This is a genomic window from Wolbachia endosymbiont (group B) of Limnophora tigrina, from assembly GCF_964263235.1.
Taxonomy (GTDB): Bacteria; Pseudomonadota; Alphaproteobacteria; order Rickettsiales; family Anaplasmataceae; genus Wolbachia.
Genome location: NZ_OZ181655.1, coordinates 274,639 through 298,955, shown reverse-complemented (window position 1 = coordinate 298,955; position 24,317 = coordinate 274,639). Strand labels below are relative to the sequence as shown.

Sequence of the window (24,317 nt, the reverse complement as noted above, 5' to 3'; positions counted from 1 at the left end):
ATATGTAGAATATGCAGAGTTAAATATTATTAAAATTGAATTGAGATTAAATTAATCTCTACCATAAAACTTGTCAAACATCTAAAAACTAAATTAATCTTTTATATATTATAACCTAACAAATAATATGTCAACGCCTTTTTGCACAAAACATTTACTTATATTATCAACAACAATATACTAGCAATCCTAAACAGTACAATCTGAGAAATATGCGGTAAACTTATATATACAGTAAAAATTAATGAAAAAGATATTTTGTAAGATAAAATGTGTTAAAATCAATTGCCTAAAAATGATAATGAACATTCGGAGTATTTCTCATGTATGAAAAGTAATCTCTCTTTTATAAAAAACGTTGCTTTAAATTGTATGTCTAAGCTCATTGGTGTATTAAATATTAAGAAAGTAAAATACTTCATTGTGAATAAATATAATACTCTTCATAAAGAAATGACAGTGCTTCTTAAAAAATCTAAGAACCTGTTAAATACCAACATTGAAATCGGTTTATATCACTTTTATAAAGGTAGCATATCAGATGCAAAGTTACGATTTTGGTTGATTAGCATATTTTACCCCCATTTACCCATAGTCTGGTATAACATCGGAAGGTGTCATTTTGCGGTAGGGAATACTAATAAAGCTTATAATTATTTAACACAGACACTAAAATTAGATAGTGATCACGAGGAGGCATCTTACTATACAAAAAAAATGACAAACTCAGCGTCTATTACAGAATTGCCAAAAAACCTCATAAGACAATATTTTGATTACACAGGTGAATATTTTGTTGAGCATTGGTTGATTGCTAAACAGTATAGAGGGCATGAACTTGTACACATGATAATTACAAAAATCTTCAACAACTCCACTTCTGAGCTCAATATACTTGACCTTGGTTGTGGGACTGGAATATGTGGTCATTTCTTGAAAATAAATAGTACTGGAAGCCACATAACAGGAATTGACATTTCAAGTAGAATGCTAAATATCGCAAGAGGATGCTTTATAAAAGGTAAGCCTGTTTACAATGAATTAATACATATGGAAATGAAAGAGTTTCTTAAACAAAAGAAAAACCAGCAGTATGATGTAATTATCTTTGCTGAAGTGCTACATTATCTACATGACTTTCAAGAAGAATTGGAATTAGCAAAAAGATCTACGAGCAAAAAAGGGGTTATTATATGTTTAATAAGAAGAAAGGAAGGTGAAGGTATTGACTTTGTAAACAAAGGAGACTATTTTCGTCACTCAGAAAGTTATGTTCAACATGTTGCAAAAAAAATAAATATGCAGATAAATTATATGAGTTACTGTAAAATATATGGCAGTCAGGTTGACGGTATCTTGTTTGCATTACAGCATCAACAAGAAAATCCGAAAAACCTAACTTAAAAATCGCTCAAAGTGGCTTTTAAGTATCTATATATAATAAAAGAATAAAAGGAATTTTATGAATAACATTACTATTAATTACGCAAAGGATAGCAAATTAACCGATTTTGGAAAAGCAGTCCTATCAGACAGGTATTTAATAGAAAATGAAAGTTACCAAGACCTCTTTGCACGTATTGCTAATTACTATTCTGATAACAAAGAACATGCGCAGCGTCTTTATGACTACATGAGCAACTTGTGGTTCATGCCTTCAACACCAATACTCAGCAATGGTGGCACCAAGAGAGGGTTGCCTATCTCTTGCTTTCTTAATGAAACCGAAGACAGCTTGCAGGGAATAGTTGACTTATGGAATGAAAATGTTTGGCTTGCTGCACGTGGAGGAGGCATAGGTAGTTATTGGGGAAATTTACGTTCAATTGGTGAAAGTGTAAAAGGTAGTGGTAAAACATCAGGAATTGTACCATTTATTGTGGTGCAAAATGCTCTAACGCTCGCAATTAGTCAGGGATCCTTAAGGCGAGGAAGTTCAGCAGTCTATCTTCCTGTATCTCATCCGGAGATAGAAGAGTTTCTGGATTTGCGCAAGCCAACAGGCGGTGACCCAAATCGCAAAGCGTTAAATATACATCATGCTGTAATAGTAACAGATAAATTTATGCAGGCTGTTGAGAATGATCAAGAATGGAATTTAATAAGCCCTCACAACAATAAGGTTATTTCAACTGTAAAAGCGCGGGATATATGGATCAAAATATTAACAGCAAGAGTTGAAACTGGAGAACCTTACATTATTTTCCTTGATGCAACAAATAACAATAAGCCAGAATCTTACAAAAAGCTCAACTTAGACATCAAGATGTCAAATCTATGCAGTGAAATAACTTTAACTACAGGTTATGATCACCTGAATAAGTCACGCACTGCTGTGTGTTGTCTATCATCCGTAAACCTTGAGTACTACGAAGAATGGAAAGACAATAAACTCTTCATAGAAGATATAATGCGCTTTCTTGATAATGTATTGGAAGATTTCATAAATAAAGCACCGAATGAAATGCAGCGAGCAAAATATTCTGCAGCCAGAGAACGCAGTATTGGTTTTGGTGTGATGGGTTTTCATTCATTTTTACAAAGCAAAATGGTTCCTTTTGAATCAGTAATAGCACAACAATGGAATAAAAAAATATTTAAGTATTTACGTGAGCAAGCAGATATAGTTTCTAAAAAATTGGCAGAAGAAAAGGGGGCATGTCTTGATGCCAAAGAAGTCGATCTAATGGAAAGATTTACACACAAGCTCGCTATTGCTCCAACTGCCTCAATCTCCATTATTGCAGGCAATACCTCTCCTGGAATAGAGCCATATGCAGCAAACGTATTCATACAAAAGACACTGACAGGCTCATTTGTAGTGCGAAATAAATTCTTGCAAAAACTATTAGCAGAAAAAAATCAAGACAATGATAAAATATGGTCTTCAATTTCGACAAACGAGGGTTCCGTTCAGCATTTAGATTTTCTTAGTGAGCATGAAAAATTGACATTTAAAACAGCGTACGAGCTTGATCAAAGATGGATTATAGAACATGCAAGTGATAGAACTCCGTATGTTTGTCAGTCTCAATCAGTCAATCTGTTCTTGCCTGCCAACATACACAAACGTTACTTGCATAAAATACACATGCTTGCCTGGAAAAAAGGATTGAAGAGCTTATATTACTGCAGATCACAATCAATGCAGAGAGCTGATAAGGTCTCGCATGACATATTCAAAAAAAGTGAAATATTGCAACACAAAACAGATATTGACTACGATGAATGTTTGTCATGCCAATAGTGACCTTATTCAAAAAAAGTAGAGAGAAAGTTAAGCAAATGGGTAAGGAAATATAATAGACTTCTTGCATAACCATATAACGAACTTTTCTTGGGAATAGAAACAAAAAAACTTCCTTGACAAACTCCGCCAGCCCCCTTACCATGGTACTGGAGGTATTCATTTATCTTCAATCTGTGCAGATTAAACGACAACAGCATTACGTGATTGGCGTCTTATTTTTAATTTTTTGCACTATGCGCACCTTATGTCTTCACAACATTTCTGGGTTTTTACCCATATAAGCTGAAACGCGCTTATAAAGCGTTTAAGACAGTATAGAACGCCGATTTGCAGGATTAGAGAGTGACAACTAGCTAACACGGGATTTCTTTTGCCTTTTTTTCTGCTTAGTAAATTTCTTAAACATTTAAACTAAGGTGAGTTGCATTTAAAAGCAGCTAAATTGCAGTGTTTAAGACTTTAAAAAACGCCAATACTGAAAATAGACAATGACTAGGGCTTCTTTTGCCTTTTCTTCCGTTTGCTTAATATTTATAGTTACCGTCATCCCGCTACGTGTTAGCGGGATCTATGCTAAGAGATACCGCGAATGAATCGCGGTATGACAGTTAAGTAGGGTGTCATTCCAGTCTGGAATCCAGTTTTCCATATAATCCATCGAAAATGTTGTAACCACTTTCTATGCTAGTCTGCTTGTGAGCAACCTGGATCCCAGTGTCTGGGCACTGGGATGACATCATAGGGGCACTGCCGTCACAAAGGAACCAGTGTCAGCTACTCGGATGACACCGTCTTGGATGGAAAGGCTGGATTACAGACTGGAATGACATCATAGTGGCACTGCCGTCATAAAGGAACCAGTGTCAGCTACTTACATGACACCATTTACAACCACTCCCCTACCCTTTCTAGCTGTTTATAGCTGTTAAATCTCAGGAATTTATCAAAATATGGAGAGGCAATAAAAGGTGTGGAATTACTTAAATAATTAGATAAAAAACCAGGCAGATCATTTTTTAATTCTTGTATTTTGTATCTATAATTTTGTATAGAAACAACTTTTATTTTATCATAATCAAGTTTCCAATAAGCAAGTTCTGAGACTTCTCTTTTTGTTATATGTTCTACCGCTAAGGCTTGTAAAATTAATTGCGGAAAAAACCCCGACATCACTTCTTCATTGGAAGGTGGTGTACCAAGCTTATAGTCTATAATTGCCACTTGCCCACTTGGTAGATACTCAACTCTATCACATCTTGCTGTCAGTAAAATTTCTTCTGTCACTCCAATATTTTCAGCGTCATGCACTGAAACGGGAGATATTGGATAGGTAAAACTCTTTTCCAACTCAACATAATTGCTTCGAGTCTCATCAAATTCGACAAAAATCCTTTGCAGTCTTACCCACCACATATTTGAAAAATTAAACTGACTAGTCGAAAATGCTTCTCGTGCAATGCTCATCAGCGACTTTTCGTTGCGTAAATATCTTGCAAGAATGTTGTGTACCATAGTGCCAAATTCCAATATCGATGGCTTAAAATTCAACTCTCTTAATTGTTTAAGGCCCAGTATATATTCAACGTAAAATGAATAAGGGTTGCGGATTAGCTTTTCTATTGCACTGCAAGACATCACCTGCATTTTTTCTTTTCTAACTTCGGTTTGAGGTTTTGGCATAGGCTGAGTACATGGAACAGTACATTCAGGCGTATTTAATATCCTCAGCCAATCGCGATACGGCTGTTTCCCCTCCTTGAGCAGAATTTCCAAACGCTGCAATAGAATTGGTTTTCTATGGCTTAGCGATCTTGTAATATAAACCTTACTTGCACAAAACAAATTGTGTAAAGTATAAAAAAAATACCCCTGCTCTTCTTGCGCAGAAGGAAGGTTAAATTTTTCTCTCGTAAGTGCATTCAAAAGCGGATTTTGAAAGCTTGGCGCTTCATTAAATCCAGCGAGTATTACAACTTTGTTGTGATATAAGCTGAATTTATTCAAGTCATTTGCTACAGAGAAAAACTCTTTCTCTAAAAATAAGGTCAGAATTTGGCTATATAACTCTAAGGAGCACTTAATTTCTATACCCTCACATGCATTCAAGAAATTACAGGTAAAATTACCTATTTCACTATTTAGCTCTGAAAAATTTATACTAGATAGCATATTAATACACTGCAAATGAGTTGCCACCACATCAGAAATAGGGCAATTTATAGAGTTAAGTAAAAGATTAAGCATAGCCTCTAACCTATTGATAATAAGTAATATATCCTCTTTATGTTTTAGCTTTTTATAGGTATTAATAGCATCTATAATATCTTTAAGGCCATTTGTACTAAAGTTGCGTAATATCTCTATTTCAAATTCAGATAAAATCTGAGAGTACTCTTCTTGAGTGTAATCAAAAGTCACTAGCCTATGTTTAAGGAGCGAAAGTAATGACACACTGCTCCAATTTGAGGTCAAAACTTCGATACTATAAAGTAGGAGTGTTATATAAGGATAATTTTCCGGTATGGCACTGTGTTGCCTTGATAAACATGCTATACGAGCTGCAAGTAATTTATCAAAGACAACCAAAGAAACGTTTTCATAACCTTCATTCTCTATAATTAATGATGTCACTTGTGCTTCTTCCTCTCTGGAATCACAAGTGATGACTTCAATATTTTCAATGCACCTATCATTCACTTTGCTTAGATCGGCAGTTGTATCAAAGATGTAATCTAGCTCAGGACTTCCTGTCATCCCAGCCCTCTGATTTTTAGTGTACGAACATTGTAATTTGCAGGTAATTTGAGTAGTAGATGGTGTCATTCCAGTGCTTGACACTGGAATCCAGTTTCTATTGTACAGCCACCTGGTGCGCTCATTTAAAGTTAAGTTTTCTGGATCCCAGTGTCTGGGCACTGGGATGACATCAGAACACGCTTCTGGCAGAAAACTTACATCCTCTCTGCCTATACTTAAATAACCTAGCAGATCTTTCAGGCAATATTGATAATGTTTTTTATCAAGTGATTGCCAATCTTTCTCTTTAATTTTCAAATTCAGGTTAAGCAAAATTATTTTTCCAAACGGCAGGTCATATATAGCCTTAATTAACGACTTATCCTTTCCAATTCCAACAAAGATTATATGTTGGTCTTTTTGTAAAGAGATTATCATATTGTTTATGTAATCACTCTTATGTTCTAATATATCTACTACTCCTAAATCTTTTAAAATTTTATTCCAACTCTCAATGAGTAAGCTTATGAAATTCTCTATTTTTTTTGAATGTTCATCGAATTGATAACAATCCGTTATTTGGGTAGATTGAATTTTATCAAGCAATGATGGCAGGCTATAAGCTAAATCAATGGGGAAATTATCATTATTTTTTCTATTCCACTCCAATATGAATTGAATGAGTAGCAGCGTCCTCTTTGTTGGATTGATAACTTTAACTCTATCAAGATTTAATATTAAATCCTCCTCATCGATGTTCTCTAGCGAAACTATCTCTGGCAAAATTATGCATTTTTTAGCGTTATAATTCTTGAACGCACTCAGCAGCGCTATTACATCCCTTTTGCAGGGAAGTATGATCTTTATCTCGGGAATTTTTTCTCTTTCATATTCAGAAAATATGTGCTGAACCAACACATCGAAAAAGGATTCATCTACATTAACGGTGAAAATTCTTCCCATGAAAAATAACAACTAATACAATGCTTTATTGTACAGCAAAATATAAATGTGCTCGCAGTTTCTTATGCTATGATATATTAAAGTCTTTCACAATATTACATGGCACACATCAGAATAGAAGTTTTAAATAAATGTGAACAAGTTGGCCGCAGAAGGGTAGTTAATGTTTACTTGATTTACATAAGCAAAGAATTACCATCAAAATTACATGAAGAAATTTGTGGGCTATTTTATAATAAGATCATACAAGATTGCCGTTATTATTCCTATAATGAAAACCTTCAATATGATTTCATAGAACCACAAGCCCAGTGGGGGTTGGAGATAAGCTTTCTGCCCGGCATGACCGATAATATTGGCAATACAGCAAAACAGATTGTTAGAGAGTATTTAATTAGCAAGGGCCACATTGACGAAAGTGTTTCTATCAAGGCAAGAAGTTCAAAATTGATTCTAAGTCAAGGTGATCTACCAACTGAAAGTGACATAAAACAAGAATTCAACCCTATCACTGAGTATTGCATTCTTGTTTATAAAGAAAACAGCAATTATTGTTGGAGGCATTACAGTAAACAAAATACCCCACCTGGTGTCATTCCAGCGTGTAACGCTGGAATCTATGGATCCCAGTGTCGGAGCACTGGGATGACAGAAAAAAAGGCTGGGATGACAGAAGAGAGCACTGGAATGACAGGAGGGAGAGCTGGAATGACATCAGATAGTAATGGGGCTAAATCTGTTGATCTCAATGTAAATGACCAAGAGCTTGAAAAAATCAGCAGAGATGGAATCGATGGTAATGGCACTTTAGGGCTCTCGCTGGCAGCAATGAAAGCTATAAAGGATTACTTTAAAAAACTTGGTAGAAATCCATATGATATTGAACTTGAGTCTCTGGCACAGACTTGGTCTGAACATTGTAAACACAATATTTTTTGCTCCCCTATTGATGAAATAAAAGACGGTCTATATGCTAATTATATTAAGCGTGCAACGCGTGAGATAAATTCTGACATATGCATGTCAGTTTTCTCCGACAACGCAGGAGGAATAATTTTTGATGACGATTACTTGATTGTCGATAAAGTTGAAACTCACAATAGCCCTTCAGCTCTTGATCCGTTTGGTGGAGCAATGACTGGAGTGCTTGGAGTTAATCGTGATATAGTGGGTTTCGGGAAAGGCGCGGAGCCTATAATGAATACCTATTACTTTTGCTTTGCCAAAGAAGCAAAAGGCAAATTTTATAGGGACAAGGAGCGTACTGATGAGATTTTACCGCCAAAATATATAATGAAAGAAGTAATTCATGGCGTTAATGTTGCTGGTAACTGCTCTGGTATTCCAACGCAACTTGGATCGGTATATTTTGACGATAGATTTTGTGGCAAGCCATTAGTTTTTGTCGGAAGCGTTGGAATTATTCCACGCAACATAAATAACGCACCTTCACACATTAAAGGACCAAAAAATGGCGATAAAATCGTAATTATTGGCGGAAGAGTTGGAAGAGATGGAATTCACGGTGCAACGTTTTCTTCAGAGGCTTTGTCGGGAAACAGCCCTTCAACGATTGTGCAAATTGGTGACCCCATAACACAAAAAAAACTATCCAATGCCGTCATAAAAGCAAGAGATCTCGGTCTTTATAATGCAATAACAGATAACGGAGCAGGTGGTCTATCATCGTCTATCGGTGAAATGGGAAAAGACGGATTTGAAGTTGATTTAAGCAAGGTTCTACTTAAAAACGATGGTATGGCTCCATGGGAAATATGGATATCAGAATCACAAGAGAGAATGACCTTAGCAGTGCCAGAAGAAAATCTTCCTATGTTTAAGCAAATCATGAAAAAACATGATGTGGAGGTTTGTGTGATTGGAGAGTTTAACGAAAGTGGTAAAGCTGTTGTTAAATGTCCTGAAGGGAAAGTAATAATGGACATCGAAACTGAATTTCTGCATGACGGTAATCCCAAAGTGCATTTACAGACAAAGCCATGGTCTAAAGCCCCCTCCCCTTTCATCCAAGTAGCTGACCAGCCAGCGTCACGCGCTGGAAATCCGTCTTTTTTAGAAGTCGAGCTAAAAGAAATGCTAAGCAGACCAAACATACGCAACAAAGAGTTCATAGTGGTGCAATATGACCATGAGGTTCAGGGGTCGTCAATACTGAAACCACTGCAAGGGAAGGGAAGAGCGTGCAGCGAAGCTATCGTCTCAAGGCCAGTCCTTTCTTCAAACAAAGGTGTTGTAAAATCGCAGGGATTTGGCTCAAGTTATGGAGAAATTGACACTTATCACATGGCAGCATGTGCGATTGACACTGCCATACGCAACTACGTAGCTGCAGGAGGAAATATAAATCATCTAGCGTTGCTCGATAATTTTTGTTGGTGTGATGCTTATAATCCAGAAAGGTTGTGGCAACTAAAGAGAGCTGCAGAGGCTTGTTACGACTTTGCAACTGCATTTAAAACACCATTCATATCCGGAAAAGATAGTATGTTTAACGACTTTAAGGGATATGACGAAAATGGCGAGAAAGTGATGATATCTGCACCACCTTCATTACTCATTTCAGCAATTGGGATTATAGAAAATATTGAAAATGCGGTATCGCTTGATGTGAAAATGCCGGGGGACTTGATATATGTGCTGGGTACAACCCACGATGAGCTTGGTAGATCTGAATATCAGTTATATAGTGGAATAGATAATAACAACGTGCCAAAAGTTGATACAAAGAGCGCTAGGAAGTTGTATGAGCGTTACAACCAGGCAATAAAAGATGGCATAATTGCCTCTGCAATTGCACCAAACTTAGGCGGCTTCATTATTGCTCTGGCAAAATCGCTAATTGCAGGAGACCTTGGTGCTGAAATCGATCTTTCACTAGTACCAATAGGAAAAACACAAAATACAGACATAATAAACAAGATAATAATGTTTTCTGAATCGCAAAGTAGAATTTTGGTTACTATTGCACCACAAAATCAGCAGAGGTTTGAAGAATTGTTTAAAGGCGTAGTTTATTCATATATTGGTGAAGTAACAGAGAAAAAGGTGCTAAATATAAAGGATATTATTGAAGTGAAAGTAGAGAGTTTGGCTTATAGTTATAGTTTTTACATGTAAAAGGTTCGATTAGCATCAAAAATTAAAGAATTTCTGAATCAGTTATAATCAAACCTTCTACGATATGGTCAAAAACTTAGGCTATTATATCAAGCGTATGCTTATATTAAATCCATCGAGATATCAATAAATTCCTTTAAAAAGGATCCACCATAATTATGCGAAAAAACTTGAGTAGGTTCGCTTGTTTGAGCAAACTCTAATTCAGCATTTACAGTTCTACTCTGTTCGTTATACTCAGGTTCTCGTACTAAATTTAAGTGTCTAATATCTATATAATCGATATACCCAGATCCATTAAAATCCTTAGCAATATGCAACTTATATAGCCCAGTAGGCTCTTCCTACACTCCCTGTACTTCTGGATTAATGCTTACATAGTAATTTCTTTCATGAGAATCAGGATCTAAATTTTTCTTTGAAGCTATACTATAGTGTTTATAACCTTCATGTTCATGAACTTCGTAATCGGTTACTTTTTCTAACTGTATCTTATTGTTCATAGATTCCTCTTTGTAATTTGAATGAAATAATATTCAACATGCATATAATAAAAATTTTCTTAAGCATTAAGAACATTACAAAAGTAGATAAAAGATTGAGAAAATAGTTATCGTAGCATGCTAATATAAAATATTTTTCTTATTATGCTAAATAACTCTTTTACTATATGTAATATTTATTTAGAATGAATGTATGTTATTAAATTTGGGCAGGTAATTATGTCTATTTTATCGATACTCCTGTTTATCAGTCTTTCTTTACTCAACACTTCAAATAAATTGATGATATGTGCTGCCTTATTTGTGGGAGCTGCTTTAGTTACAAATTCAATGGTTGAATTTTATGGCAAAAGCAAAGCTACGTACAGCTTAATAGTGTGTACAGCGCTATGTTATGTTTTTAAATGGCAAATTTTTAATTTGATGATATTGATTTCATATACTGCAATTTTAGTCTCTCTTCTCTCAAGCATAATTGTTTTTGAAAAATTGAAGTCCAAGTTGAATTTTCATATGGCAAATTTCATTACTTTAATTATGGCATCAGTAATTGATAGTGCCGTTGTATGTGTTGGATTACTATACAAATTTTCTGCAGGTAAATGCTTATCAATATATATTAGAGATTTAATTTTTAAGTTTTCTTATGCGTCAGTATTAAGCATCTGCTTGTTTGTAGGAATGTATTTATTTTGCTTGGCAAACAAGAAGTATTTTAAGATTTCCACATAACCTGTTTTCTGATATAGCTAAACTGACTTTGGGTCCTGGGGATGTATTTGGTGGTCCTAATACGTAACAACAGTTTAGAATTTATAGGTAGTAGATTTGCCCTAAGACTCTAACACAAGTTGTACAGCCCTACGTCATACCGTCGCGGTATCTCAGAATAGATTCCGCTAACAAGTAGCGGAATAACGATTTATCAAACGCTGCCTAATTTTCCGTAACAGTTGAAAAAATCAATAGAAAATCAACATATGACTGTAAATTCATGTATTTTAAGGCTATAATGGTTAAAATACGTTATATAGTATAATATGGACGATTTTATAAGAGTTAAGGGTGCAAGGGAACATAATCTGCAAGGTATAGATGTCAATATACCGAAAAATAAGCTAGTTGTTATAACTGGGCTAAGTGGTTCTGGTAAATCTAGTCTCGCATTTGATACGATTTATGCAGAAGGCCAACGCCGATACGTTGAAAGCCTATCAGCTTACGCGCGTCAATTTCTCAACATTCAGGATAAACCAGATGTTGAGTCGATTACAGGTCTTTCCCCTGCAATATCTATCAACCAGAAATCGATCTCAAAAAATCCAAGGTCAACAGTTGGAACTGTTACCGAAATTTACGATTACTTGCGCTTAGTATATGCACGAATAGGGGTTCCTTATTCACCTGCAACTGGATTACCGATAACAAAGCAAACTGTATCTCAAATTGTAGATACTATAATTGCATTACCTTTAGAAACTAAAATATATATACTTGCCCCTGTTGTGCGTGGTAGAAAGGGAGAACATCTCAAAGAGATATTGGAAATTAAAAGACAAGGTTACATAAGGTTCAAAATAGATGGTGAAGTATACAATCTAGATAACTTGCCTAAACTCGATAAGAACAAGAAACACGACGTTTTTGTGGTTGCAGATAGAATATCAATATCGGGCGATATAGGAAATCGACTGCCAAGTAGTATAGAATCCGCACTAAAACTTGGTCATGGTCTAATGTATGTAGAAGTAGTAAACCTACCTGACAACCATAATTCCGAGTATAAAAATGGTCAAATTCTGACTTTTTCAGAGAATTTTGCATGCCCCGAGTCTGGTTTTACTCTTGAGGAAATAGAACCAAGATTATTTTCTTTTAACAGCCCTTACGGTGCATGTGGTTCGTGTAATGGGCTTGGTAAAAAGCTGGCTGTTGATGTAAAGCTGATAGTACCAGATGAAACTCTTTCAATATCTGAGGGTGCTTTAAAGCCAGTAGGACCAATGTTCCGTCAAGTGCACACAAGTTATGGATTTCTAAAAAGTGCAATTCTATCACTGGCTGAAAATTGTAAATTTAGCCTTGATGTTCCGTGGAAGAACATAGATCAAGAAGTAAAAGATATGATACTCTTTGGCTCTAATAAATTTCAAGGTTTGATCAGTATCTTGGAGAACCAGATGGATTATGATGAAACGCTTGTTGAGCGATACTGCTCTGTTATTCATTGTAAGGAATGTACTGGCTATAGATTGAGAAAAGAAGCACTCACAGTGAAAATTGATAGCAGACATATAGGTGAAATATCAGGGCTCAGCATCGATAAATCCCTTAATTGGTTTGAAAATTTGCCAGACAAGCTCACAGAACAACAGAAGCAAATCTCAAGTAAAATATTAAATGAAATAATCAAGAGGCTAGCATTTCTAAAGAATGTAGGGTTGAATTACCTAACGCTCGATCGAGAATCTAGCACTCTCTCTGGCGGTGAGAGTCAGAGGATCAGACTTGCTTCGCAAATTGGCTCTGGTTTAACAGGAGTGCTGTATGTGCTTGATGAACCCTCGATAGGCCTTCATCAATGCGATAATGATCGGTTAATTGCTACACTGAAAAACTTGAGAGACATGGGTAACACTGTAATCGTTGTTGAGCATGATGAAGATACAATAATGGCTGCTGATTATGCGATTGATATTGGTCCTGGAGCTGGCGTAAATGGTGGAAAAGTTGTTGCAGAAGGAACACCAGACCAGGTGCAAAGAAATTCAGGGAGCATAACAGGGCAATATTTGAGTGGAGAGAAAAAAATTTTAATTCCAAGGAGAAGAAAGCAAGCAACTCAGTTCATAAAAGTAATAAATGCATGTGAAAATAATTTAAAAAATGTAAACGTTGAATTTCCTATAGGGAATCTTATTTGTGTTACTGGAATATCAGGAGGAGGAAAATCAAGTTTAGTCATAGAAACGTTATATAAATATTCAGCACATAAGATACATCATTCGTCTGCACGGTATGGTCGGTGTGATAGAATAGAAGGCCTTGAATATATAGATAAAGTTATAGAAGTTGATCAGTCGCCAATTGGTAGAACCCCTGCGTCAAATCCAGCAACATATGTCGGTATGTTTACTCATATAAGAAATTGGTTTGCAGGTCTTTCGGAGTCAAAAGCAAGGGGATATAATATAGGTCGGTTTTCATTTAATACCAGAGGGGGAAGGTGTGAGGCTTGTAAAGGTGATGGGCACTTAAAGATAGAGATGCATTTTCTACCGGACGTTTATGTGAAGTGTGAGGAGTGTAAAGGGCGAAGGTATAATCGTGAAACATTGGAAGTTACTTATAAAGGAAAATCAATCCCTGATGTGCTTGATATGACGATAGATCAAGCGTGTGATTTTTTTGAAACCCTTCCAATGGTAAAAGAAAAGTTGGTTTCTTTGCAGGAAGTAGGGCTTGGCTATATAAAACTCGGACAGTCATCAACAACGTTGTCTGGGGGTGAAGCACAACGAATAAAGCTGTCCAAAGAGCTATCAAAACGATTTACCGGAAGAACATTGTATATTCTTGATGAGCCAACAACTGGATTACACTTTGAAGATATAAATAACTTACTAAAAATACTCCATAGATTAGTCGATCTGGGAAACACTGTTATAGTTATCGAGCACAATTTGCACGTTATAAAAACTGCAGATTATATAATAGACATCGGACCAGAGGGCGGAATAAAAGGCGGAGAAGTAATTGCTACAGGAGCTCCAGAAGAAGTGGCAAAAATTCCAGAAAGTGTTACAGGCAAGTATCTTAAAACATATTTATCAAATCGAGCATATACTATTTCTTAATTATATTAGGCTAGGTTGCATATTTATGATTTGGAGATAAGAATGTCAGTATATCGATACTTTAGAAGGTACGTTGAATATGGAGTTGTACCTGCTAAGAGAGCAGAAGATTGCACACTAGTTCCAGAAAATAGTTTCTATAAATCTGTAAGTTATGTTGATAGTGTGTTAGGACCTGTAAAAGATGTAATTTGTGGAGTTGAGAGTAAGAACGGTTATAATGATCAATATATAAAAAATTGTGAGTATGTAGGTTACAGAGCAGAGGAAGTGTTTCCACTTTGTAAACGGGGTGCTTTTCTAGCAGCTAGCATAATATTGCAACCTTTATGTTTGATACTAGCATATTTGTCATACTTCCCAGCCAAGTTATTGTCAAAAATAATAGGGGACTATCGTTTTAAAATGGATACAAAATCACTCGTTGATTATTCAAACATATTTTTAGAAACGGGACAAAATTGTGCTAATGTAGTATCTAGAATATTTAACAAGATTGTAAGTTATGCTTGCACTGCTGTCATTTGGGCTGCCGCGTCAATCATAACGCCACTTGTGTGGGCTTGTGACAAAGTGCAAAGTAAGTTAAGTGAAATACAGGAACCAGAAAAATATCATCGTTTATCTCATTGGAGTGATTCGGAGACTACTTTAGTCAATGGTATACCGCAAACTGAGTTATAAGTTCTGCTTTTTCAGCAGTGGCTCAGTTTGAATTACATTGAGATGAAATAAAAAGTGAAAGAGTGTAAGCACAAGTTACTTTAGCTATACTATATAAATTTTATAATACATTTAATGAATTGTGAACCTTCTCTTACTAAAAAAAGCTACAAATCTCATATTTCCAAACGTATGCGTAAGTTGTGAATGCATAATCGATAAAAATCATGATCTGTGCAATGAATGCAACAAAAAAATCAATTTTCTAACTAAGCATTACTGCAATGTTTGCGGCGTAGTAATCTCAGACAATATTCATACGTGTGGTAAGTGCATCATCAATCCTCCACCGTTTAAAGTATTAAGATCAGTTTTTGCTTATGATCAACATAGTAAAAACATGATTATAAATTTCAAATTTTTTGATAATTTGAATTACGTAAAAATCTATGCAAAGTGGATACACCAAGCTAATCAGGATACGTTTCAGAACGCAGAGGTCATAATTCCTATACCGTTACATAAGATGCGCTTGTTTAAACGTAAATATAATCAAGCAGCATTACTTGCAAAGGAGCTTAGTAAGTTGTCCAATTTATCCTATACGCCATTTGCAATAAAACGTCTTCGCCATACTGCGCCTCAAGCTGGTCTTTCACTTAAACAGCGTGAAAAAAATTTGAAAAAGGCTTTTAGCATAAGCAACAAGAAAATTATCGAAAATAAAATCGTGATATTAGTTGACGATGTGGTAACAACCGGAGCAACTGTAAGGTCTTGCTCCCAAGAAATTCTAAACTCTGGTGCAAGAGAAGTGAGAGTGCTATCACTTGCAAGAACGGTGAATGATTGTGAAACTATTACGTAAAAATCTTGACTTGTTTTTGTTTTATCTATAAAATAATTTATAGTAAATAGTTGTTGGAGAGCTTATGAGTATAAAAGAGCAAGAAATTGATGCTATATTTCAGGAAATAGAGCAAGAATCAAAAGAAAGTGATATAATTGAAGAAATTAAGCAAAAGCTGCTTGCATGTAACCAAGATATATATAGTCAGTGGAAAAGGCTTAATTTCCACATAGATCATTTGTTTGAAATACGGCAAGAGATTACCCATGCTTCTAGGTATTATACTACTGCATTAAACATTGCTGCTCATAAAGGCTTAGTAAAAACAGTAAGACTTCTACTGGAGAAAGGTGCAAAGGTTAGTACACGCGATGGTGGTGGACACACTGCTCTGCATTGTTCCGCTAGCAGCGGTAATACGGAAATAATAGAATTACTACTGGAGCAAGGAGCACATATTCACTCATGTTCTAAACTTGGCTCAACAACGCTGCATTTTGCTGCTACTAATAATCATATAAATGCAGTGAGGTGCCTGTTAAATAAAGGAGCTAGTCCTTTAGCACTAGATAATAATAATTCCATTCCCAGTATGTTTGCTACAGACAAAGAGGTGATTGCTGTCTTGGAGAAAGCAGAAGAAGAGAAGCATAAGGAAAATGCTGCAAAGGAGGCAGAGGAGAAAAAACATCAGGAAGAGACTGCTGCTTTAAAGAAGTCAGAAGAAGAAAAACATAAGAAAGAAATGGAATGTAAGAAAAAAAGGCAAGCAAAAATGATTGCTATAGGTGGTATTGCAATTGCATTGGTAGTAGCGGGTATTGGATACATTGTTGAATTACCTATACTAGTAACTATTGGTATCTCTGTATCCATTGCATTAGTATCTGTTTGCATTGCGTACGTAATGTCAAAACCTAGCACTAAAATGGAAGAAACAGAGAGCTCTGTGCAGGAAATTGGTCAGAGTATATAGGTTAAGATAAAACTTTACTTTTAATAACCTCAACATCACTAAATTCAAAAGTTTGATTCCCTATGATTTGAAATCTTTCGTGCCCCTTTCCTGCAACTAGCAGAATCATACCCTCGTTATAGGCAATATCTACTCCTTTCTCTATAGCTTCTCTTCTATCTTCTATCTCTAGCGCATTAGGACAATGTAGTAAAATACCACGACGAATTTCTGCAGGATTCTCATCACGCGGATTGTCATTCGTGATTATCACTTTGTCTGCATATATTTGTGCTACTTTACCCATTTCTGCGCGTTTTGTTTGATCACGATTGCCACCACAACCAAAAACTAGAATTATTTTTTTATTGAAGTGCCATTTTAAAGACAATAGGGCTTGTTTAAGCGCACTTGGAGTATGAGCGTAATCCACAAATGCAAAAGGTTTCACTTTTTCCATTCTTCCTGGTGGAGAAACGAGTTTTTCTACGCATATTTCTCTGTAATTCAGTCCAGACGAGGTAACTATACCCATTGCACACAACAGATTATATGCTTGGAATTGCCCCAGAACCGGAAAAAACGTATCATAAATTTCACCACCAATTTTTATTGTAAGGTGTTGACCATTAGGGGTTGGTGTTTGCTCCAATAAAGTAATATCAGAGCCTGTTTTTCCATAGGTGATAATTTTGTTGCTGCGTTTTTCAGCTATCTTAAGCAACGCGTAGTATTCATCTATATCCGCATTTAAAATCGCTGTTTTTCCTTCTGGTAATACCTCGTAAAATAACCTTTTTTTAGTTTCTAAATATTCACCAAGATTTTTATGGTAATCTAAATGATCTTGCGAGAAATTGGTAAAGGCTGCAGCGCTCAGCTTTAATCCATGAATTCTGTACTGATCAATCCCATGACTCGAAGCTTCTAGTATTAGATGTTCTATATTTCTACTATTGATATCACGCAATGTTGCGTAAAGGTCATCTGCATCTGGAGTGGTAAGACTGTTGCTATTACCTTTTCTACCATTATTGATGCATGTTCCAAGTGTTCCAATAGACGCAGCATTATAGCCAGAGTTTTGCCAGATCTGGAGGCAAAATTCTACTACTGAAGTTTTACCATTCGTGCCCGTTACAGCAGCAACATATTTGGGCTGTTTGAATTGATAAAACCTGCTGACTATTTCGCTGTATATTTCTTGAGGATTTGGGTGGAAAATATGAATTCCAGCGTCACGCACTGGAATGACACCATTTGTTATGCAATCACTTGCAATTATCGCTTTAGCTCCACAAGATAATATCTGATCTATGTAAATCCTATCCCTTTCTGACACACAAACGAAAAGATAACCTTCCTTGACTCTCTTGGGATTACATGTAACGCCCTTGATTTCAACGTCAAAGTTAACATCAACAATATCATGCAGTAATTCTCTCAGTTTCATGTCCTACTTCATCGTTTTGAAAGTCTAAACATGGTAACCTTTTTAGTGCGTCATTAAGGTCAAAGATTAAATCTTCAGGATCTTCCAGTCCACAAAATATCCGTATAAAACTTCCACCACAATCTGAATTCATTACAGATCTTGACATAGATCTACGATCTACTGGTAATATCAAACTGTCGCACCCTCCCCAAGAAGCACCAATACTAAAAATTTTCATATGATCAACCATGCAGCTTAGTTCTTCACATGAATATTCTCTATCTAGTGCTATACTGAATGTGCCGCTTGCTCCTTTGAAGTAACTTTTCCATAATTCGTGTTGAGGATGGGAGGGAAGTGCTGGATATAAAACCTTTCTAACTTTTTGCTGTGCTTCTAGCCACTTTGCCACTTCCATTGCTGTATTTTGGTGCCTTTTCATACGTGTGTGCAGTGTTCTTAGTCCCCTGTGTGCAAGGTAGCAGTCGTACGATTGAATGGTTACTCCATAATTTTTATAGCTCTCATAAAGCAATTTAAAAATTTCACCTTCAGCAATAATAGCTCCCATAACTAAATCTGAGTGACCGGCTAGATACTTTGTCACTGCATATAGTGCAACATCAATTTCATAATTAAGCGGCTTAAATAACAAAGGAGTGGCCCATGAATTGTCGCAAACGGTTACGATTCTGTGTTTCTTAGCAACTTTTACTATATGCTCTATATTTGAAATCTCAAACGTTACAGAACCAGGAGTCTCGATCATTATCAATGAAGTGTTATTCTGAATTAAACTAGTTATATCCTGTGTTGGATCATAAAAAGTTACTTCTGTTCCTCTTTTTGGTAGCTCATTTTCTGCAAACCTCCTAAGCCTATAATAACTATTATCTTGAATTAAAACGTGCGAGCCTGCTTTAGTGAAAGTCAAAATAGCAAAAGTAAGTGCAAATAGTCCGGAAGGATAAATAAGCGCTTGTCCACTCCCTTCAATTTCAGCCAGTGCATTTGAAAGATAATGGACAGTAGGAGTACCAACATTACTGTAGCTATAATCCCTTGCAACACCATCGTTGATTACATCGTATATACTTTCTCCATTTGCTGCATTTAAGTAGTCCTTGTAAGTAGGAAATAATATGGTAGAAGAATGATAAACTGGCGGGTTCATAGACCCTTTATAGTCATTAAATTTTCTTCCTGCTTTAACTAATATAGACTCTTCCTTCACATTTTTATTATTTATTTTTTAAATTGTACTCGTTTTGCGTATACAAGTGAAGAGAAATTGCATGTATTAGCTCTATCTCACCCTTCAATAACTCATAAATCAACTTATGTCTTTTTAGAATGCTCATTCCAATAAAGCCGTCAGATATTAATATTAATTTAATGTGCGAAGGTAATGTTGAAGATGAAGCAAAATAATGATCAGCATGCTTTGCTGACTCATCGATAATGTTGATGTCAATTACATCTATTGAATTGCGTATTTTTTCTTCTATTGCCTTAATAATGTCCATATATAGCTTCTGTCACTCCAGTACTTGACACATAACTGTACAAACATTTGTTTGCGAAGGCAGTGTGCTAAATGTTATAGCAGGTTTTGCCTAAAACACAAAGAGGTCATTCCAGTGCTTGACACTGGAATCCAGCCTTTCTGCAATCTCATCGAAAACGTTGTGTTTTAACAACTACTTTCTATGCTAATTTGCTTGTGGGCAACCTGGATCCCAGTGTCGGGGCACTGGGATGACACCCTTCCTAGAGTCCTCAAATTACAACGTCTATGCAATTATGTATAACATGCTGGCATAACTCAAATACACCCTTATTTATTCTCTTCCTTATTATCTATGTCTTGATAATCAGAATCTACTACTTTTTCTTCTTTATCATTTGGATTCCCTTCTGATGAAAAGCCATTTCCAGCACTATTTTGTTGTGAGGCATTATACATAGCTTCTCCAAGTTTCATAGATAATTGAGAAAGATTAGTAACTTTCTGCTGGATTGAATCAGCGTCATCAATGTTATCAGATTTACTAACTTCTTTTAATTCGTTAACTGCATTTTCAATAGCAGATTTATCTTCTGGTGAAACTTTATCACCATACTCTGTCAGAGACTTTTCTGTAGAATGAACTAAACTATCCGCTTGATTCTTCACTTCAATAAACTTTTTGCGCTTTTCATCTTCTTGCGCTTTTTCTTCAGCTTCTTTTACCATGCGATTTATTTCATCATCAGATAGACCACCTGAAGATTGAATGCGTATTTTTTGCTCTTTTCCAGTAGCTTTATCTTTTGCAGAAACGTGTGCTATTCCATTTGCATCTATGTCAAATGTTACTTCGATCTGAGGAACTCCACGAGGAGCAGGAGGTATCCCTTCCAAACTAAACTGACCAAGTAGCTTGTTATCAACCGCCAATTTTCTTTCACCTTGATGTACCTTAATTGTAACGGCTGTTTGGTTATCTTCTGCAGTTGAAAACACCTGAGATTTTTTAGTGGGAATAGTAGTATTACGTTCAATAAGTGGAGTGAATACTCCTCCTAGAGTCTCAATACCAAGAGAAAGTGGAGTCACGTCAAGTAGTAACACATCTCTTACATCACCTTGAATGATTCCCGCCTGTATTGCAGCTCCAATTGCTACAACTTCATCAGGATTTACTCCTCTATGTGGATCTTTGCCAAAGAATTCTTTAACTTTCTCTATGACTTTTGGCATACGAGTCATGCCACCAACGAGAACCACTTCGCCAATTTGACTAGCAGACAAACCAGCATCCTCAAGAGCTTTTTTACAAGGAGCCATAGTTCTTTCGATTAAACCATTCACTAAGCTTTCAAGTTTTGCTCTCGTTAATTTCATATTTAAGTGTTTTGGACCACTTGCATCAGCTGTAATAAACGGTAAATTTATTTCCGTTTCCATTGCACTTGATAATTCAATTTTCGCTTTTTCAGCAGCTTCTTTGATTCTTTGCATAGCCATTGGATCATTTTTCAAATCAATGCCATTACTTTTCTTGAATTCATCTAGTAAATAACTCACTATTGCGTTATCAAAGTCTTCACCTCCAAGATGAGTGTCACCATTTGTAGCCTTTACTTCAAAAACCCCTTCACCTATTTCAAGTATTGAGACATCAAATGTACCACCACCAAGGTCATATACCACTATTGTGTGCCCATGTTTCTTATCAAGACCATAAGCAAGCGCTGCAGCAGTCGGTTCATTTACTATTCTGAGCACATTTAATCCGGCGATTTTTCCTGCATCTTTTGTTGCTTGACGTTGAGAGTCGTTGAAGTATGCTGGCACTGTTATCACAGCATCTTTTACTTCCTCTCCAAGATAAGCTTCTGCTGCTTCTTTCATGTTTTGTAGTACAAATGCACCAATTTGGCTAGGAGAGTATTCTTTATTATCAGTGGTTTTAACCCATGCATCACCATTTTTTGCTGCAAACACTTTATACGGCACGTTTAGATTTTTCATTTCATAATCACCGTATTGACGGCCTATTAATCTCTTAGTAGCAAAAAAAGTATTACTTGCATTGGTGGTTGCTTGTCTTTTTGCAGGAGCGCCAATCAACCTTTCTCCTGACGAAGTAAATGCAACTATAGATGGAGTAGTTCTTGCCCCTTCTTTATTTTCTATTACCTTTGTATCCTTGCCCTGCATTATTGCAACACAAGAATTTGTTGTTCCGAGATCTATGCCTATTGCTCTTCCCATAATGAGTACCCCATTGTAAATATTATCTGATATAAGAATATATAAGTATAGGACTTATTAATTACAAGCCTAATTTAGGGTTTCTAATTAGTTATTAGAACTTAAAAAGCGCGAAAGCCATTTAGTCAGCCAAAAATTGCCTCGTAGTTTATTTGAATTATCAACTTCTTCATTGCTGCTATCCTCAATTTGGTATCCAGAGTTCTGTAATGGCTTATAACCGTTTGAATTAACATCATCTCCTTGTTTTAAAACAAATGTATTTACATCTAAACTGTTATCAACATTAACGTTCAATGTAATATTAAACTCTTTTTCAATTGTAGAAACTGTATTGCGTTTGTTATTAAAAATGTGCGCTATAACTGCACTGTGCGCTACTAAATCAAAAGACTTATTTTGGTTCCTATGAGCAATGTGTTGTAAATCCCTTAGTATCGATGCAACAATTACTTCGTTCGATTTTACTCTTCCAATACCCTTGCAGTGTAAACACTCTGTAGTATTAATTTCTTGTATGTTTGGTTTAATTCTTTGTCTTGAAAATACCATTAAACCAAAGTCATTTATGTAGCTAAATTGAACTTTAGCTTTATCGTCTTTAAACGCTTGCTTTATAGCAGACTCAACAGCTCTGCAATACTGATATTTCAACATGTCAATAAAATCGACTACTATTAATCCTGATAGGCCCCTAAGATTCACCTGTCTTGATATTTCAGGTACTGCTTCCATATTGGTTCTATAAGCTGTTTCTTCTATGCTATCTTCTCCTGTCATCTTTCCTGAATTTACGTCTATTGAAACAAACGCCTCAGTTAAAGTTATTACCAAAGACCCACCAGATGGCAACTCTACCCTATTGCTATATAACTCAGAAATTTGATCTTCGATTCCATAGTAAGTAAAGATTGGGATAGAACCTCTATACAATCTGTAACGCAACTTACTACCTTTTAATGCATTTTTAGTATATTGTCTCACTGCTTCAAAAGCTTCCTTCCCAGATACTATGACTTCTATACCATCGCTACAAAAATCACGAACAGATCTCATAATTACATCTGCTTCGTTGTAAATTAATGATGGAGCATTTACAGAGAAGGCATTTTTTTGAATGCTCTGCCATAATGAGGATAAGTAATTGTAATCCTGCTCAATTTCTTTCTTATCTTTTCCTGAACCAACAGTTCTTACTATTAAACCTGATCTTTTTGGCAAGTTTATTGAACTCAGTATATCCTTTAACTGCTTTCTGACATTAGCATCTTCAATTCTGCGAGACACTCCACCTTTACTCATGGAATTTGGCATGAAAACACAGTATCTACCCACTAAAGTTATGTATGTTGTAAATGAAGCTCCTTTATTGCCTCGTTCCTCTTTAGTTAGCTGGACCAATACTTTTTGATTTACTGAAATAACATCTTGTAATTTGTATTTTTTATATAAAGGTACCTCTCTTACAAAACCACTACCTAACTCGTTGACATTCTTACTAGCTGCAGAATCTGAAGAAACATTTGCTGAAGCTTCTTCTGTACAATCGTCATTTGAGTAGCCCTCAAAGATAGTTTCCTTTTCTTTTTCTGGAATATTGAAGTAATCTAGAGATATCTCGGAAAAAGATAAAAAACCTTGCTTGTTTTTTCCATATTCAATAAATACGGCTTGCAAAGAAGGCTCTATACGCTTTACATAAGCAACGTATATATTACCTCTTAATTGTTTTTTTTCCTTGAATTCTTGTTCAAATTCTACAACCTTATTATTAACTGATAAGGCAACTCTTACCTCATTAGAACAGGCAGAATTTTCTATCAATAATAACCTTTTGCCACTATTTGCCACTTATTTACCGTTTGCTTTTCATTCTGAAGTTAACTTCATGCTACTTAATGCACTGTTGATTGTCAAGAATTTTACGATCTGCATTATTCGGTTGACTTTTAGTGTTTTGCGTAATAAACTCGCATAGAATTTATTATATCATTATAAGTATGGCGAAAAAAAATGCTTCTTTGCTCGTTAAGTTAGTCAGCACTGCAATCAAGATAACAAAAACTGGTGAAGAAAAATCAACTGGCTATTTTTATGTAAAAAAGCGTAATCCAAAAAAGCTCACCAGAAAACTGGAGTTTAGGAAGTATGACCCAGTAGTCAGAAGGCACGTATTATTTAAAGAAGAAAAATTAAAGTAGTTTTTT

17 protein-coding genes are annotated in these 24,317 nt (G+C 35.7%); 9 read left to right on the top strand and 8 right to left on the bottom strand.

Annotated features, from left to right (window positions below; all coding sequences use genetic code 11):
- Nucleotides 1-327: 327 nt before the first annotated feature.
- Both ACE38O_RS01400 and ACE38O_RS01395 read left to right on the top strand, forming a co-directional pair.
- On the top strand, nt 328-1,404 hold the full coding sequence (locus tag ACE38O_RS01400) for a methyltransferase domain-containing protein (RefSeq protein ID WP_374698827.1): 1,077 nt from the start codon (nt 328-330) through the stop codon (nt 1,402-1,404).
- 58 nt (nt 1,405-1,462) lie between these two features.
- On the top strand, nt 1,463-3,247 hold the full coding sequence (locus ACE38O_RS01395) for a ribonucleoside-diphosphate reductase subunit alpha (protein WP_265033379.1): 1,785 nt from the start codon (nt 1,463-1,465) through the stop codon (nt 3,245-3,247).
- Between the two features lie 888 nt (nt 3,248-4,135).
- On the opposite strand, the gene ACE38O_RS01390 is transcribed toward ACE38O_RS01395, so the two are convergent.
- Nucleotides 4,136-6,949, bottom strand: a complete 2,814-nt coding sequence (locus ACE38O_RS01390; RefSeq protein ID WP_374698826.1) for a WPE palindromic element domain-containing protein — start codon at nt 6,947-6,949, stop codon at nt 4,136-4,138.
- 99 nt (nt 6,950-7,048) lie between these two features.
- Here ACE38O_RS01390 and ACE38O_RS01385 point away from each other — a divergent pair, with 99 nt between their 5' ends.
- Nucleotides 7,049-10,087, top strand: a complete 3,039-nt coding sequence (locus ACE38O_RS01385) for a phosphoribosylformylglycinamidine synthase subunit PurL (protein WP_374698825.1) — start codon at nt 7,049-7,051, stop codon at nt 10,085-10,087.
- 101 nt (nt 10,088-10,188) lie between these two features.
- On the opposite strand, the gene ACE38O_RS01380 is transcribed toward ACE38O_RS01385, so the two are convergent.
- Entirely contained in the window at nt 10,189-10,407 is a 219-nt protein-coding gene (locus ACE38O_RS01380; RefSeq protein ID WP_374698824.1) for a hypothetical protein, read from the bottom strand.
- 24 nt (nt 10,408-10,431) lie between these two features.
- A complete protein-coding gene (locus tag ACE38O_RS01375) occupies nt 10,432-10,590 on the bottom strand; it encodes a hypothetical protein (protein WP_374698823.1) in 159 nt (52 codons plus the stop codon).
- Nucleotides 10,591-10,809: 219 nt separating this feature from the next.
- On the opposite strand from ACE38O_RS01375, the gene ACE38O_RS01370 reads away from it, so the two are divergent.
- The 5 genes from ACE38O_RS01370 (at nt 10,810) to ACE38O_RS01350 (ending at nt 16,936) form a co-directional block, all read left to right on the top strand.
- Nucleotides 10,810-11,322 (top strand): hypothetical protein, encoded by a 513-nt coding sequence (locus ACE38O_RS01370; protein WP_374698822.1) that lies wholly within the window; start codon nt 10,810-10,812, stop codon nt 11,320-11,322.
- Nucleotides 11,323-11,630: 308 nt separating this feature from the next.
- Complete coding sequence (uvrA, locus tag ACE38O_RS01365; RefSeq protein WP_374698821.1) at nt 11,631-14,447, top strand: excinuclease ABC subunit UvrA; 2,817 nt, start codon at nt 11,631-11,633, stop codon at nt 14,445-14,447.
- A gap of 42 nt (nt 14,448-14,489) precedes the next feature.
- Nucleotides 14,490-15,131 carry a hypothetical protein gene (locus ACE38O_RS01360; RefSeq protein ID WP_374698820.1) on the top strand — a complete coding sequence of 214 codons (642 nt, stop codon included), beginning with the start codon at nt 14,490-14,492 and terminating at the stop codon, nt 15,129-15,131.
- A gap of 121 nt (nt 15,132-15,252) precedes the next feature.
- Nucleotides 15,253-15,978 carry a double zinc ribbon domain-containing protein gene (locus ACE38O_RS01355; protein ID WP_374698819.1) on the top strand — a complete coding sequence of 242 codons (726 nt, stop codon included), beginning with the start codon at nt 15,253-15,255 and terminating at the stop codon, nt 15,976-15,978.
- 64 nt (nt 15,979-16,042) lie between these two features.
- Nucleotides 16,043-16,936, top strand: coding sequence for an ankyrin repeat domain-containing protein (locus ACE38O_RS01350; RefSeq protein WP_374698818.1), 894 nt, complete (start codon nt 16,043-16,045; stop codon nt 16,934-16,936).
- A 1-nt stretch (nt 16,937) separates the two neighbouring features.
- On the opposite strand, the gene ACE38O_RS01345 is transcribed toward ACE38O_RS01350, so the two are convergent.
- The 5 genes from ACE38O_RS01345 to ACE38O_RS01325 form a co-directional block, all read right to left on the bottom strand.
- A complete protein-coding gene (locus ACE38O_RS01345) occupies nt 16,938-18,368 on the bottom strand; it encodes a UDP-N-acetylmuramoyl-L-alanyl-D-glutamate--2,6-diaminopimelate ligase (RefSeq protein WP_374698817.1) in 1,431 nt (476 codons plus the stop codon).
- Nucleotides 18,343-19,584 (bottom strand): cystathionine beta-lyase, encoded by a 1,242-nt coding sequence (gene metC, locus ACE38O_RS01340; RefSeq protein ID WP_374698816.1) that lies wholly within the window; start codon nt 19,582-19,584, stop codon nt 18,343-18,345. Before metC ends, ACE38O_RS01345 begins: the two co-directional genes overlap by 26 nt.
- 7 nt (nt 19,585-19,591) lie before the next feature.
- A complete protein-coding gene (locus ACE38O_RS01335) occupies nt 19,592-19,876 on the bottom strand; it encodes a BolA family protein (RefSeq protein ID WP_374698815.1) in 285 nt (94 codons plus the stop codon).
- Nucleotides 19,877-20,187: 311 nt separating this feature from the next.
- Complete coding sequence (dnaK, locus tag ACE38O_RS01330; RefSeq protein ID WP_374698814.1) at nt 20,188-22,110, bottom strand: molecular chaperone DnaK; 1,923 nt, start codon at nt 22,108-22,110, stop codon at nt 20,188-20,190.
- Between the two features lie 87 nt (nt 22,111-22,197).
- Nucleotides 22,198-23,961 carry a ribonuclease E/G gene (locus tag ACE38O_RS01325; protein ID WP_374698813.1) on the bottom strand — a complete coding sequence of 588 codons (1,764 nt, stop codon included), beginning with the start codon at nt 23,959-23,961 and terminating at the stop codon, nt 22,198-22,200.
- A 149-nt stretch (nt 23,962-24,110) separates the two neighbouring features.
- Here ACE38O_RS01325 and rpmG point away from each other — a divergent pair, with 149 nt between their 5' ends.
- Nucleotides 24,111-24,311, top strand: coding sequence for a 50S ribosomal protein L33 (rpmG, locus tag ACE38O_RS01320; protein WP_064124823.1), 201 nt, complete (start codon nt 24,111-24,113; stop codon nt 24,309-24,311).
- Nucleotides 24,312-24,317 lie beyond the last annotated feature (6 nt).

Bases quoted from the DNA above. Each gene is read 5' to 3' on its own strand.
- ACE38O_RS01335 (WP_374698815.1), bottom strand. From the start codon at position 19,876: ATGGACATTATTAAGGCAATAGAAGAAAAAATACGCAATTCAATAGAT.
- ACE38O_RS01375 (WP_374698823.1), bottom strand. From the start codon at position 10,590: ATGAACAATAAGATACAGTTAGAAAAAGTAACCGATTACGAAGTTCAT.
- ACE38O_RS01385 (WP_374698825.1), top strand. From the start codon at position 7,049: ATGGCACACATCAGAATAGAAGTTTTAAATAAATGTGAACAAGTTGGC.
- uvrA (WP_374698821.1), top strand. From the start codon at position 11,631: ATGGACGATTTTATAAGAGTTAAGGGTGCAAGGGAACATAATCTGCAA.
- rpmG (WP_064124823.1), top strand. From the start codon at position 24,111: ATGGCGAAAAAAAATGCTTCTTTGCTCGTTAAGTTAGTCAGCACTGCA.
- ACE38O_RS01350 (WP_374698818.1), top strand. From the start codon at position 16,043: ATGAGTATAAAAGAGCAAGAAATTGATGCTATATTTCAGGAAATAGAG.
- ACE38O_RS01360 (WP_374698820.1), top strand. From the start codon at position 14,490: ATGTCAGTATATCGATACTTTAGAAGGTACGTTGAATATGGAGTTGTA.
- ACE38O_RS01390 (WP_374698826.1), bottom strand. From the start codon at position 6,949: ATGGGAAGAATTTTCACCGTTAATGTAGATGAATCCTTTTTCGATGTG.
- ACE38O_RS01400 (WP_374698827.1), top strand. From the start codon at position 328: ATGAAAAGTAATCTCTCTTTTATAAAAAACGTTGCTTTAAATTGTATG.
- ACE38O_RS01345 (WP_374698817.1), bottom strand. From the start codon at position 18,368: ATGAAACTGAGAGAATTACTGCATGATATTGTTGATGTTAACTTTGAC.
- dnaK (WP_374698814.1), bottom strand. From the start codon at position 22,110: ATGGGAAGAGCAATAGGCATAGATCTCGGAACAACAAATTCTTGTGTT.
- ACE38O_RS01395 (WP_265033379.1), top strand. From the start codon at position 1,463: ATGAATAACATTACTATTAATTACGCAAAGGATAGCAAATTAACCGAT.
- ACE38O_RS01370 (WP_374698822.1), top strand. From the start codon at position 10,810: ATGTCTATTTTATCGATACTCCTGTTTATCAGTCTTTCTTTACTCAAC.